Source organism: Glaciecola sp. 2405UD65-10, from assembly GCF_048820975.1.
GTDB lineage: Bacteria > Pseudomonadota > Gammaproteobacteria > Enterobacterales > Alteromonadaceae > Glaciecola.
The window spans coordinates 726675-740532 of sequence record NZ_JBMEUF010000001.1; the positions used below are offsets into that span (position 1 = coordinate 726675).

11 protein-coding genes are annotated in these 13858 nt (G+C 39.3%); 5 read left to right on the forward strand and 6 right to left on the reverse strand.

Annotation, left to right across the window (positions count from 1 at the left end; translation table 11 throughout):
- Window positions 1-27: 27 nt before the first annotated feature.
- Window positions 28-1716, reverse strand: a complete 1689-nt coding sequence (locus tag ACOI22_RS03180) for an aminotransferase class V-fold PLP-dependent enzyme (RefSeq protein WP_420670124.1) — start codon at window positions 1714-1716, stop codon at window positions 28-30.
- Between the two features lie 251 nt (window positions 1717-1967).
- Here ACOI22_RS03180 and ACOI22_RS03185 point away from each other — a divergent pair, with 251 nt between their 5' ends.
- Window positions 1968-2612: an energy-coupling factor ABC transporter permease gene (locus tag ACOI22_RS03185; protein WP_420670126.1), complete on the forward strand. Its 645-nt coding sequence runs from the start codon at window positions 1968-1970 to the stop codon at window positions 2610-2612.
- A gap of 69 nt (window positions 2613-2681) precedes the next feature.
- Here ACOI22_RS03185 and ACOI22_RS03190 read toward each other — a convergent pair whose 3' ends face one another.
- Together ACOI22_RS03190 and ACOI22_RS03195 are read right to left on the reverse strand one after the other, a co-directional pair.
- Window positions 2682-3257, reverse strand: coding sequence for a phosphoribosyltransferase (locus ACOI22_RS03190; protein WP_420670128.1), 576 nt, complete (start codon window positions 3255-3257; stop codon window positions 2682-2684).
- A 122-nt stretch (window positions 3258-3379) separates the two neighbouring features.
- On the reverse strand, window positions 3380-4573 hold the full coding sequence (locus ACOI22_RS03195; RefSeq protein ID WP_420670131.1) for a lipoprotein-releasing ABC transporter permease subunit: 1194 nt from the start codon (window positions 4571-4573) through the stop codon (window positions 3380-3382).
- A 109-nt stretch (window positions 4574-4682) separates the two neighbouring features.
- Here ACOI22_RS03195 and ACOI22_RS03200 point away from each other — a divergent pair, with 109 nt between their 5' ends.
- Genes ACOI22_RS03200 through ACOI22_RS03215 form a run of 4 tightly spaced genes read left to right on the forward strand, consistent with a single transcriptional unit; the run spans window position 4683 to window position 10515 of the window.
- Entirely contained in the window at window positions 4683-5276 is a 594-nt protein-coding gene (locus ACOI22_RS03200; RefSeq protein WP_420670133.1) for a PilZ domain-containing protein, read from the forward strand.
- A gap of 47 nt (window positions 5277-5323) precedes the next feature.
- Window positions 5324-8824 carry a transcription-repair coupling factor gene (gene mfd, locus ACOI22_RS03205; RefSeq protein WP_420670135.1) on the forward strand — a complete coding sequence of 1167 codons (3501 nt, stop codon included), beginning with the start codon at window positions 5324-5326 and terminating at the stop codon, window positions 8822-8824.
- The gene (locus tag ACOI22_RS03210; protein ID WP_420670137.1) at window positions 8817-9974 is read left to right on the forward strand and encodes a CsiV family protein; all 1158 of its coding nucleotides are present in this window, start codon (window positions 8817-8819) and stop codon (window positions 9972-9974) included. Before mfd ends, ACOI22_RS03210 begins: the two co-directional genes overlap by 8 nt.
- Window positions 9975-9981: 7 nt before the next feature.
- Window positions 9982-10515 carry a cob(I)yrinic acid a,c-diamide adenosyltransferase gene (locus ACOI22_RS03215; RefSeq protein ID WP_420670139.1) on the forward strand — a complete coding sequence of 178 codons (534 nt, stop codon included), beginning with the start codon at window positions 9982-9984 and terminating at the stop codon, window positions 10513-10515.
- A gap of 48 nt (window positions 10516-10563) precedes the next feature.
- Here ACOI22_RS03215 and ACOI22_RS03220 read toward each other — a convergent pair whose 3' ends face one another.
- Genes ACOI22_RS03220 through pheT form a run of 3 tightly spaced genes read right to left on the reverse strand, consistent with a single transcriptional unit; the run spans window position 10564 to window position 13858 of the window.
- Entirely contained in the window at window positions 10564-11151 is a 588-nt protein-coding gene (locus ACOI22_RS03220; protein ID WP_420670141.1) for a hypothetical protein, read from the reverse strand.
- Window positions 11152-11158: 7 nt separating this feature from the next.
- The gene (locus tag ACOI22_RS03225; protein ID WP_420670143.1) at window positions 11159-11455 is read right to left on the reverse strand and encodes an integration host factor subunit alpha; all 297 of its coding nucleotides are present in this window, start codon (window positions 11453-11455) and stop codon (window positions 11159-11161) included.
- 3 nt (window positions 11456-11458) lie between these two features.
- Window positions 11459-13858: a phenylalanine--tRNA ligase subunit beta gene (gene pheT / locus ACOI22_RS03230; RefSeq protein WP_420670145.1), complete on the reverse strand. Its 2400-nt coding sequence runs from the start codon at window positions 13856-13858 to the stop codon at window positions 11459-11461.

Below are 13858 nucleotides of genomic sequence, written 5' to 3' on the forward strand. Positions count from 1 at the left end.
AAAAATTTCTCAAACGTCTTTAATAGATTAAATTTTACTGAGTAATTGTGTAATTCGCTTTGCTATTTGGAGCATTCCGTCACGCCTACCTTGGCTAAAATACATAGGTAGCCCTAAGCTATTTAAATAAGCTAATTGATATTCTGTTGAATAAACAAGATTCGTTGTTTCACTATTATCATCTTTCAGTGACAAAGTTTCGTTTATTGCGCTTAATAAAACAGCCAGTAATCCCCTAATGACTTTACTACTTGAATAAGCCATTAATTGGTTATTATAAACATCAATCCAAACGGATGATTCACAACCGCCTACAAAGTTACTATCCACGCGGTTTTCTGGCGCCAACAAAGGTAAATTTTTACTTTGTAGCAGCAATAAACGGTGCTTTTCATTCCACCCTGTAGCGGTCGAAAACTGAGTTTGCAAAGACGCTTTTATGGATAAGGCATTATTGTCAATAAACTGCTGCTTACTTAGCGTTTCTGTTCCAGAATCATAGTCCGCAATATTGTTTTTTATAGCGTCAATGAATAGATTTATTTCGCTTATATCATTGTAACAAGCTAAGGATATTCGTAAGGTTCCCTCTACATTTAATGCATCCATTAAGGGCATCGCACAATGATGCCCTGCTCTAAGCGCAATGCCTTGCTGAGCCAAAGCACTTGCCATGTCATGGGCATGAATATCATTTATATCTATAGACATAAGCGGTATTGATTCGTCAACGTTACCCAATACATTTATTGCAGAAACGCTTGTAATTTTGGCCAGCAACTCTTTATACAATATTTGTTCATGTTTATGTATTGCATCTGCATTTTCAACAATGAAATTCATCGCAGCGGCTAAGCTGAGCGCACCCGCAATATTGGGAGTGCCTCCTTCAAATTTCAAAGGCGGAGCTTGAAAATCACTACTATCCCATCTTACGCTTCGTATCATTTCGCCGCCAAATTTACTGGGGAGCAAACTTTCAAGCGCATTATACTTTCCGTAAAGTACGCCAATGCCAGTTGCCGCATACATTTTGTGCCCGCTTAACACGTAAAAATCACAAGCAATTTTTTGCACATCAATAGCTATATGTGCACCCGCTTGAGTGCCATCAATAACACTTATGGCCCCCATGCGGCTCGCTTTGGCACATAGCTTTGCTACCGGGTAAATATTTCCCAGCACATTGGATACATGGGCGCAGGCTAAAATTGCAGTGTTTATGGTGATCATACCTAGCCACATTTCTAGGGTAGCGTCGGTAAATTGTCCGTTCTCAGCTAAAGGCATGACTTTCAGGCTAAGATCAAATCGTTTAGCTAACATTTGCCATGGAACCAAATTAGCATGATGCTCACTTTCACAAATAAGTATTTCTTTACCATTTAGATGCTCTGCACGAAGGCCGGCGGCAATAATATTAATAGCTTCAGTGGCTCCACTGGTAAACACAATTTCCTTACTATTTGGTGCATTAATAAATGATTGAGCGGTGCTTCTAGCGGCTTCATATTTTTTGGTAGCTTGTTGCGCGATTTTATAGCCGCCCCTGTGCACATTAGAGGCGTAATATAAATTGTACTCATTCATAGCGTCTAATGCAGGTTTGCATTTTTGAGAGGTGGCAGCACTGTCTAAATAGATAGTGCTTTGTGCAACATTGCTTGAATTGGCACTGTTATAAAACGGAAATTGTGATCTAAAGGGGTGAGTCATAAAACGAACAAGGCTATTTTATCAATATAAAAATCAATTGTACCTTAGCTTTACATCAAATTACGATTCTTTTGAATTGGCTATAGCAGAGTAATTAATAGATTTGCTACACTACAGCCACTAGCGCTCAATACATGCTAGTAAATTCCTCAATCTACCCTTTTCACAAGCCTTATTAGCCAGCGGCCAATAAACTAATTATTGTGTAAATTTTGAGACCGGGGTAGGAAATCATCTTTTTAGGAAAGTACGTGACAATTTTACAAACATTAGCGGCTGTAATTAGTTTTTTTACATTTATGTTTATCGTTAAAAATACTAATTTTAAAAACATTATTGTAAACAAAAAATTTCAACATATTGTATTTGGTTTCACCACCCTCATTTTTGTGCTTTGGTTATTTCGCGTGAGCATTTACGATGGTTTAATCATTCATTTTATAGCCCTTACCACGCTTACGTTAGTATTAGGTTTTAGGTGGGCGATGTTAAGTGCCAGCTTTGTGTTACTTATTCTAACGGCAATAGGTTATGAGAGTTGGAGTATGTTAGGGGTTAATGCCTTATTGGGCGTGTATCTACCTATACTGGTAAGTTACGGCATCTTTGTAATCACTTTTCACAAACTACCTCGGCACCCTTTTGTATACTTATTCTTATGTGGGTTTTTCCCTGGCGCAATCACCATTGGTCTAAAAATGCTGAGTTTGAGCGCTTACTTTTACCTTGATGGCGTTTATGAATGGGATGTTATAGTTTACAACTACACCAATATGATTTGGTTAATGATCTTTCCCGAGGCCTTTTTTAATGGATTTAGTATGACATGCTTGGTTATTTACAAGCCTGATTTAATCTATACCTTTCACGATAAATTTTATATCGACAATAAATAAAAATGCCACTTGTGGTGAACACCAAGTGGCATTTTCAAAATATAGAAAACAATTTAGCGCTAGGCTGAATTACTCGTCTTTATCAAACAAAATATCAGCTATTTCAGACAATTCATGTTTACCATCTAAAATTTCTTCTTTACTCAAACCTGATAATTCATGAGGAAAAACTAACCAATCTTCAGAATTATGCACGTAATAGTCAGGCACAAGTGATTGCTCTGTTTTATTGTTTTGAGGCTTAAAGTAAGGCGTAGCAATTCGAATATCTTTTGGCGCATTTAAACGCATTAAAGAATGTATTTGATTAATTAAAGCTTCAATGCTTCTGCCTGAGTCAAACACGTCATCAACAATAAGTAGTTTGTCACCCGCATTAGCGTTTTCAACTAAATAATGTAATCCATGTACTTTAATTTCTTTGGCTTGTTGCCCAATAGCGTAATAAGAAGATGTTCTTACTGCAATATGATCCGTCGGTGCATTTTTAAATTCAAAAAACTCTTGAACTGCGATACCAATGGGTGCCCCTCCTCGCCAAATGCCTACTATAAAATCAGGTCTGAAGCCATCGTCGTAAACTTTTGCCGCAACTCTAAAAGAATCTTGCAACAAAGAAGAAGAGCTAATATAAACTTTGCTCACATTAAGTTCCTTAACATTGGATTACTGTAAATAACATAAATTAACTGTTTGTTATTTATGCATTTTGCACTAAACCCACATCGTGAATTCGTGCATATGTACTAACAGTTTGATTATAGCAACTATTCACTGCGCAGGCTATTTGCTGGTGTAATAGATTGTGCTTTATATGCAGGATACCAACTTGCCAACAAACACAACACTAAGGCTATAACACTTATATATATTAATTGAGGGTACTGTATATCAATCGGTAGGCCTTGGCCGTTTTCACCAAATGCCAAGTTAGAACCCACTAAGGCAAGAAGATCATTTAAGAAAAAGCAACCTAACACCCCCAATATAAGGCCCGAAACAATCCCTTTTAAGCCATTGAACACGCCGTTAAATAAAAAAATTTTCATAATATCGCGTTGGTTCATACCTTGCGTTTGTAAAATAGCAATGTCAGCCCGTTTTTCAGAAACCACCATAACCAAGGCTGACACCACATTAAACGAAGCAACGGCAATCACTAAGAGCAACATTAACGACATCATGTTTTTTTCCATTTTTACGGCATCAAACAATGGACCCTGGCGCTCTCGCCATGTTTCATATACTAAGTTTTGTGTGTCTAAGTAGTCACTTATTTGCTTATACGTAAAGGCATCTTTTAAAAATAGACGTGTAGACTGTATTTCTGAATTGCGCTTTCTACTTAAACGCGCAACGTCATCCAAATGCATAACTATCACTTTATCATCCATTTCTGAATTGATATCAAAAATGGCACCCACAGTAACTAAACGTTGGCTAGGTAAGCGCCCTAAAGGAGAGTAGACACTGGCTTGTGTACTAATAAGGCGAAGCTCTTGGCCTAAATCAATACCAAGTTTAGTTGCTAGAATACGGCTTATTCCTACCTTGAAACTTTTACTGGCTATATTGTCCCAATTACCCGCAATAACTGAATTTGCAATTATTGAGTATTGATTAGCTTCAGCATGTTTACCCAATAGTATTAAACCGTTAACTTTGTTTCTAGATTGCACAATGACTTCTTGCTGCGCAAATGGTACTTGTGCAAGCACTAACGACGAAAGCGCTGGCGGAAAATCTATAGGCTGGGCTTGTTCTACCACAATATGTGGCAATATACCCAAAATGCGTTGTTTTAACTGGCTTTCTAAACCATTCATAACCGACGCCACTATAATTAAAGCGGCGATTCCTAAACTAATACCAATAATCGAAAATCGGTTAATGAAAGCAACAAAACTTTGTTTAGTCCCTGATTGAGAATAGCGCATGGCGATAAACGCTGAAATTGACATATATTGATGAAAACCTAACAAAAGTTGCTGTTATTTGTGAGTAAGTTTACTATCATTTGCGGGTCTGTGTACATTAGACAATACATAAGTGATTAAAAAGGAAGAAGCCTTGTTATCTAAAGAGCAAAAAAAAGCACGTTTTACTGAATTTTATCTAATTTCTCATCCAATTAGCGCGAACTTGCTGTGCGACAAAGATAATCACTTAATGCTCAAAGACCAGTCAATGGATGAATTTGAAGCGTCTATGCCCTATGCGTTTCGCATTGCAGGTGAAATGGCTGAAATTCAATCACAAAGCTTAAAGCCCCTTCGTGGATTAGGCGAAAAACTCACTGACTTACTCGATTATTTAAAATTCCAAGCGAAAAAAATTGATTTAATGATGTCGTACATTTTGCAGCAACAAGATGATCCAAACAATCGTGTTTCAGCTATTAAGTTCGGCGGCGGTGGTGTGGTTATTGAAACCACTCAAGAAATTGAATTGGGTGAAACCTGTATTGTTAAGCTGTTTTTAGAAACAGAATCTACTGCCGTATATTGTTACGCTGAAGCGATTGAGTTTGTTGAATTAGATGGCCGCAATCAAATTAGTTTTTTGTTTACGCATATCCGAGACACTGATCAAGAACTATTGGTTCGTGCCAGTTTACATTTGCAAACAGCGGCCTTAAGAAAGCAACAAAACAAAGCTGACTAACCCTAATGTATTTTAATTTTATACCCAACGAAAGAATATAGTTGTTTATGCCGTCAATTATCGATCCACGTTTACCCCAAACGACTTCTCAGAGAAAAATACCAGATCATATAAAGTGGACTGGCCTTGCAGGAGCGTCTACATCTTTAGCCATTGCGCAAGCGGCCAAACAACATAAAGGCCCGCTAATTGTAATCACAGATGACACGGCACAAGCCTACCAGTTAGAAAAGGAAATACGTTTTTTTAGCGGCGATACCGCACTTGATATTCATTTGTTTCCGCATTGGGAAACCTTGCCATACGACCACTTTTCTCCGCATCAAGATATTGTATCGAAGCGCTTAGAAACACTCTACCTATTAAGCAAAAAGCAAGTTGGTGTATTTTTGGTCCCGGTTAGCACTTTATTGCAACGCTTGGCGCCGGTGGAGTATGTAGGCCAATATCTTCTTTATTTACGCTCAGGGCAAACCTTGGATCCCAGTGAATTTAGACGCAATTTAGAAAAAGCGGGTTACCTTCACGTTGGGCAGGTTATGTCGCACAGTGAGTTTAGCGTGCGAGGCTCAATAGTTGACCTATTCCCTATGGGAAGTGACAAACCCTTTAGAATCGATTTGTTTGATGATGAAATAGATACCATTCGCTATTTTGACCCAGCTACGCAGCGAAGCTTAGACTTAGTTGAAGAAATTCGTTTACTACCCGCCCGTGAATTCCCAACAGATAAAGACGCTATATCTCGTTTTAGAACGCAATATTTAGAACAGTTTGAACAACGTAGTTCAAATGAACAAGAGTCTGTTTTGTACCAAGTAAGTAAAGGTACAATGCCTGGCGGCGTGGAATACTATCTACCTCTATTTTTTGATAAAACAGCGACTCTTTTTGATTATTTACACGAAGATGCAATATTCACTTATTCTGACAACCTCAGTACCGCTAGCGAAAAGTTTTGGTCAGATTTAACGAATCGCCATGAGCAATATCAATTTAATTTATCTAGGCCTCTATTAAAGCCAGAGCAACTGTTTATTTCACAACAAGAGCTGCAAGCAAGTCTTAAAGCTTGGCCTAGTGCTAGGATTAGTAGTGATGAAGCAGCAAAAGGCAAGGCAAACGTTGACTACAAAACCAGCGAATTAGTTAATATAGGCATTAATACTTTAGCTACTAATCCTTATTCGGCCATACAAGCTGAAGTCAAAAAGGCAAAGGAAACCAGCAAAAAAGTGCTGTTTGTTGCGGAATCAACGGGCCACAAAGAAAGCTTAATCAATATTCTCCGTAAAGCAGATATTGAATTACAATCAATAAGTCACTTTGGGCAAATATTAGAAAGCAGTAAAGACAACTCATATATATGTGTAGGCCAAGTAGAAGATAGTTTTGATTGCACGGCATCTGATTCAGCCTTGTTGTTTGTTACCGAAAAACAATTGCTTGGTTACAAGGTTGGCAAACGTAAACAACGCAGTAAAGCCACTAATATAGACGAAAGCGCAATAATTCGTAATTTGGCTGAGCTGTCAGAAGGTTCTCCCGTTGTGCATTTAGAGCATGGTGTTGGGCGTTTTCTTGGCCTTCAAACCTTAGACGCCGGTGGCGTAACCACCGAATATTTAACCATACAATATGCCAAAGAAGCTAAATTGTATGTACCGGTTTCGTCACTGAATTTAATTAGCCGATACAGCGGCGGTGAAGCAGAGCACGCTCCCTTACATAATTTAGGTAATGATACTTGGTCAAAAGCGAAGCAAAAAGCCGCTGAGAAAGTGCGTGATGTTGCCGCGCATTTACTGGATATTTACGCCAAACGTGCCGCCAAACCCGGTTTTGCTTATCCCATTGATTGGCATGAATACGAAAGATTCGCAAGAAGTTTTGCGTATCAGGAAACGGTTGATCAAGAAACCTCTATAAATGCGGTACTACAAGACATGGGTAGCAAGAATGCCATGGACCGCCTCGTGTGCGGTGATGTTGGTTTTGGTAAAACGGAAGTGGCAATGCGAGCGGCTTTTATTAGCGCAATGCATGGTAAGCAAGTAGCAATACTGGTGCCCACTACCTTGCTGGCCCAGCAGCACTATGAAAACTTCAAAAATCGATTTTCTCAGTTTCCCTTTGAAATTGATGTGGTATCTCGCTTTGTAACGGCTAAAGACCAAAAGCGTGTTATGGAACGCCTTGAGCAGGGTAAAGTTGACATAGTCGTAGGTACACATAAGCTCATCCAAAAAGACGTTAAATTTAACGATTTGGGCTTAGTCATTATAGATGAAGAGCATCGTTTTGGGGTAAGGCAAAAAGAGCGCTTCAAGGCACTTAGAGCTGATGTTGATATTTTAACGCTTACAGCAACGCCTATTCCGCGTACTTTGAATATGGCGCTTAGCGGTATGCGCGATTTATCAATTATAGCCACGCCGCCAGCGAAACGATTAGCCGTTAAGACCTTCGTGTTACAACGACAAAAAGAGATAATACGTGAAGCAATCATGCGCGAAATATTACGTGGTGGGCAAGTGTATTTTCTTCACAATGAAGTTAAAACAATTGAGCAAACTGCTGCCGATATAGCCGAAATAGTACCCGAAGCGCGTATTGCAATTGGCCATGGCCAAATGCGTGAAAATGAACTCGAAAATGTGATGAATGATTTTTATCATCAACGCTACAATGTATTAGTGTGCTCAACCATAATTGAGACCGGAATAGATGTAGCCAGCGCTAACACAATTATTATTGATAGAGCTGATCACTTAGGCTTAGCGCAACTGCATCAGTTGCGAGGGCGTGTTGGGCGTTCGCACCATCAAGCGTATGCTTATTTACTCACCCCCCATCCTAGAAGAATGACAAAAGACGCTACAAAGCGCCTAGAGGCAATTGCCTCGCTAGAAACGCTTGGAGCAGGCTTTGCCTTAGCCACACACGATTTAGAAATACGCGGTGCAGGTGAGCTATTAGGCGATGGCCAGTCTGGTCAAATCAACGCAGTTGGCTTTACTCTTTATATGGAAATGCTTGAAGCAGCAGTAGAATCTTTAAAAGAAGGTAAAGAACCCAGCCTTAATGATACATTAGGTAAACAAACTGAGGTTGAATTAAGAATACCAGCCTTACTTCCCGATGATTACATTGGTGATGTAAACATGCGCTTAGCTATGTACAAGAAATTAGCTAATTGTAAAACAAATGATGAAATTGACGATTTCCAAATTGAATTGATTGACCGCTTTGGTTTATTGCCACAAAGTGCTAAAAATCTAGTACAATTGGCGGTTACAAAATTGCTTGCGGCAGCATTAGGTATCAATAAAATTGAAGCTAATGAATTGGGCGGCACCATAGATTTTGCACAAGAAACAACAGTTGACGCTGGATTTTTGATTCAACTTATTCAAAAACAACCACGCAAATTTGCGTTTGATGGGCCCTCTAAATTGAAGTTCACCCATAAAACAGAAGCCAATCAACAACGTTTAGATTTTGTGCATAATTTGCTAGAATCATTTACCAAGGATAGTTATGCGTAACGCCATTAACTTTACATCAAAAGCACTACACAATAGGCTAGCAGTGCTTTTCGTCGCTTTGCTATTATCTTCGTCAAACGCTTTTTCACAAAGTAAGCAAGCGCAACAATGGTGGTTTACGGTAGAACTTATTGCTTTTGAAAGAGACATATCGCCCAGTAATAGTGAGAATTTTGAGTATGCAGACTTTGAATTTAGCGATAGTAATATAGTAGATATTTATAGCTTAGCACTTACTGCTAATAGTTTTGCGCAAAACCGATATTTGTACGCTTTACCTAAGTGCAATCAACACCAACCAAACATAAATCGCATACTGGCGGCCCCAAATATTGAATTAAGCTTATTCAACGACTCCACTAGTCAACTGGATTTTTCTTATTTTAATGCGGTGAGTCAATCCATTAATTTAAGTGATTATCAAATTACGTGTGTTTCTGAATATCAGTTAAATCAGCTAAGTGCTTTAAGAGGATCTCTTAAAGAAATACCAAAAGAAATTTTTGCTACGGGCGATGATTATAGCGCAGGTCCTCACCTAGTCAGTAAATCACAGTTGTCATTAGCAGACTATGCAAAAACGGTCTATCGCCAACGAGATATACGCCCTCTTCTATACACCGCATGGCGACAACAGGTTGTATTTGGCAAAGACAAAGCGAGTTTTTACAAAATTAGAGCCGGTGAATTACTTGATGCCAATGCTGTAAATTCAACAATCAGCCCAATAGCGCTATCTGATCAGGCTACATTAGCAACAGAACAAACTCATAAGAATGATTTCTTTGAGCAACTTAAAGAGCGCTTGAACAATCCGAATAAAGTAGACTGGCTGGCACTTGAACACGCCGCTAACGATTCAAACGAAGAGCTTGAATACCAAACTAAAAAGTGGTCATTAGATGGCTTATTAAAAGTCTATTTAGAATATGTAAACCAAGTACCGTACCTTCATTTAGAAAGTGAATTTAAACAACATCGAATCAAAATGGATACTGACGGCCTTGCGCAAATATCTACTTACCCTTTCAAACAAAGGCGACGAATCATAAGTAAACAAATTCATTATTTTGATCATCCCGCTTTTGGGTTAATTGTCAGGCTTGAGCGATTTGAGCCACCTGTCCCTAAGCTTAACTTAGACGAATAAGAAATTTATGAAAATATACACCAAACAAGGTGACAAGGGTCAAACGTCGATTTACGCGAAAGAAGTGTTGAAGGTCAGTAAAGATGACATTTTAATTGAATGTTATGGCACCTTAGACGAATTAAATTCTCAACTTGGCCTTGTAGCAGCTTTAATAAACAAAGGCGATAAAGTATTACAAACATGGGCTAGCAACATTAATAAATGTCAGCAGCACATTTTTTTAATTGGTTTTGCATTATCTGATGAAGATAAATTACATAATGAGCACGTTAAAATGCTCGAAGAATTTATAGACGAAATACAAAGTACTCTAGCTCCTCAAACGCGATTTATTTTGCCAGGTGGTTCAATAAATAGTGCTCAGTGCCACGTAGCACGCACAATAGCTCGGCGAGCTGAGCGAGCTCTTGTAAGTGCATCAAAGGCGCATACAACTAATCCATTGGCTCTTAGCTATATCAATCGCTTGTCTGACTTTTTGTTTGTGTTGGCGCGCTTATGCAACGTGCATGCTGAAACTCCAGATATTGAAGTTTAAGCATTTAGATAATAATGACTAGATTACGTGCTAAAGTGCAGTATCTAACTATAGATTTTTTAGCGTATCTTGCCAACGACGTTTAGCTTCTGCCACTGCATTTCCTTCAAAACCTTGCACCGATAAGTCATTCGCCATATTAGCAATTAACGCATCTCGTTTAATCACTAAGGCCTTTGATTGCTCTTGGAGGTCTTTAAATGCAGGGTATTTTGCGTAAACTGCATTTAAATCTTCAAAGTTAACAAACGCAGATTCAAACTCTGTTTGATAGTTTGTTTTCATACCCTGAAATTTTAGGAATAAGCGCCCCTGCTTACCAGATATTAACTTACGCTCTTTTGCGCGTAAATTTACTTCATCGGCAGCTTCAAGCAACATGTTCTGCCAATATATTAAGCCGCCTTCATCATCTATCGCAGCCGACTCTGCAAGACCTAATTTTACATCTTGAGCGCTGAGTAATTCACTGAGTGACAACAAGGGAGGACCATCAACATCAACAGCATGATTTGGAGGCTCAGGACTATCTTCAGAGCTTTTCTCATACTCACTATTGTCAGTGCATGCGAAACACAATAAAAAAGCGCTCAATATAATTGAGCGCTTAAATAACGTGTTTGTAACTTTTAGCATTCCTACCTTACTCGGAAGGCGTAATGTTTTCGACACGGCTTTTTAGCTTTTGACCGGGGCGAAAAGTAACGACTCTTCGTGCTTTGATAGGGATGTCTTCCCCCGTTTTGGGGTTCCTTCCTGGACGCTCGTTCTTTGTACGTAAATCAAAATTACCAAAGCCGGATAGTTTAACTTGCTCACCCGCTTCTAAGCACGATTTGATCTCTTCAAAGAACAATTCTACTAAGTCTTTCGCTTCTTTCTTATTAAGGCCAAGTTTTTCGAACAAATGTTCGGCCATATCCGCTTTGGTTAACGCCATATTTTAATCTCTCAATGCTGCACTAAAATTGTCTCGCAAATGTCTAACTACTTTATCGACAGTATTTTGAATTTCTTCATCTTCCAGTGTTTTTTCAACACTTTGTAACCAAATAGACAATGCGAGGCTTTTTTCACCCTCGTTTATGCCGTCTCCAGTGTACACGTCAAATAAGTTTAAGCTAACCAAGTCAGATATTCCAATTTTTTCGATACTTTTTAGTAATTTACCTGTTTCTACCTGGTCAGAAACGGTCATTGCTAGGTCACGTCGAATAGCTGGAAACTTAGAGATGGCAAGGGCTGACGGCAGATTTCTTTGTTCGATTTTTGACCAGTCCAATTCAAAGGCAAAGGTTCGACCATTTAGGCCTAATTTCTTCTCAAACTGCGGATGAATAGCACCAAGATAGCCTACAAGGTCTCCATCAACATAAATGGCTGCACATTGTCCCGGATGAAAAGCCGTATGTTGCGCGCTTTCATAAGTTGCATCATTTAGGCCAGCGCTTTGTTGTAAAATTTCTTCTACTACCGCTTTTGCATCAAAAAAGTCTACGCTCTTATTAGCTATCGCCCAATGCTCATTCGATGTATTTCCAGAAAACACACCCGCAAGTTTACTTGTTTGGTTCACCCCATTCTCTGCGCTTTCGTCAGCTGAAAACACCAAGCCGCTTTCGAATAGTGACAAATTGTTTTGTTGGCGCTTAAGATTATACGATAACGCTTGTAGTAATCCGGGCAACAAACTCACGCGCATTTCTGACATATCAGCACTGATAGGGTGTGGTAACACTAATGTTTTAGCTTCTGGAAACAACAAAGCTTGCTTTTTAGGGTCAACAAAAGAATAAGTAATAGCTTCGGTTAATCCACGATGACACAATAAGTGCTTAACATTGTTAAGCGATATTTTACGCTCAGTACGCGAAGTCATTGCGAGGCTCGCCAAAGGGGCTTGATTTGGTATGTTGTTATAACCAAACACACGCGCCACTTCCTCAATAAGGTCTTCTTCAATTGCAATATCAAAACGGTAGGAAGGAGCCTGAACCACCCAGTTAAAGGTACTTCCCTGAGCAATTAACTCAACTTGCATGCCTAAACGGTTTAGTATATCAGTTACGCGATCGGTGTCGAAACTAATGCCAAGAACACGTTCAAGACGAGTACTACGCAATGTAATTTTATTTCTTACAGGCAATGAAGCTGATTCTTCAGCAGTAATAATTGGCCCCGCTTTACCCCCAACAATATCAAGCAACAATTGGCTTGCTCTTTCCATGGCTTGTAATTGTAGCTCTGGGTCAACACCTCGTTCGTAACGGTGCGATGCATCGGTATGTAAGCCATATTGGCGGCCTTTACCTAAAATTGCATCGGGGCTGAAAAAAGCTGATTCTAAAAAGATATTGTTACTTTGAGCGGTTACGCCTGATTCTTCACCACCAAAAATACCCGCAAGTGCTAACGCTTTTTCAGCATCGGCAATAACAAGCGTATCACTATTTACTTCAATTTTATTGCCATCAAGTAATACTAATGATTCTTTATCTTGAGCAAAACGAACAGTAATATCACCCTTGAGTTTGTCATTATCAAATGCATGCATAGGATGACCAAGCTCAAGCAATACGTAATTAGTTACATCCACTACGGCATCAATTGAACGGATACCGCTGCGGCGAAGCTTCTCTTGCATCCACAGCGGAGATTTTGCACTTAAATCAACATTTTCAATTACACGGCCTAAATAACGCGGGCACGCTTCAGAATTTTGTAAAGTAATTGCGCGGCTAGCATCTGATTCTACACTCACGTCAGCGATAGAAAGATTACTGACATCACTTTGGTTTAATACGCCTACTTCTCGCGCAACGCCTTTAATGCCTAAGCAATCAGCGCGGTTTGGTGTTAAATCAATTTCAATCACTTTGTCGTTTAAGTCAAGGTATTCAATAATATCTTGGCCTATTGGTGAATCAGCTGGTAGTTCAAGTATCCCTGAATGGTCATCGCCCATGCCTAGCTCAGAAAAACTACAAAGCATGCCATGAGAAGGCTGCCCACGTAATTTCGCTTTTTTAATTTTAAAGTTGCCGGGTAATACTGCGCCAACTACTGCAACAGCTACTTTTAAGCCCTTTCTGCAATTAGGTGCGCCGCACACTATATCAAGTAGTTCTTCGCCACCTACGTTTACCTTCGTAACTTGTAATTTGTCAGCGTCTGGATGTGGTCCGCATTCAACCACCTCTCCTATAAGCACACCAGAGAAATCACCGGCAACTGATTCTATGCCATCTACTTCTAGGCCAGCCATGCTAAGTTGCTCGCTTAGTTCATTTGTATCTACGCTTGGGTTAACCCATTCTCTTAACCAAGATTCACTAAATTTCAT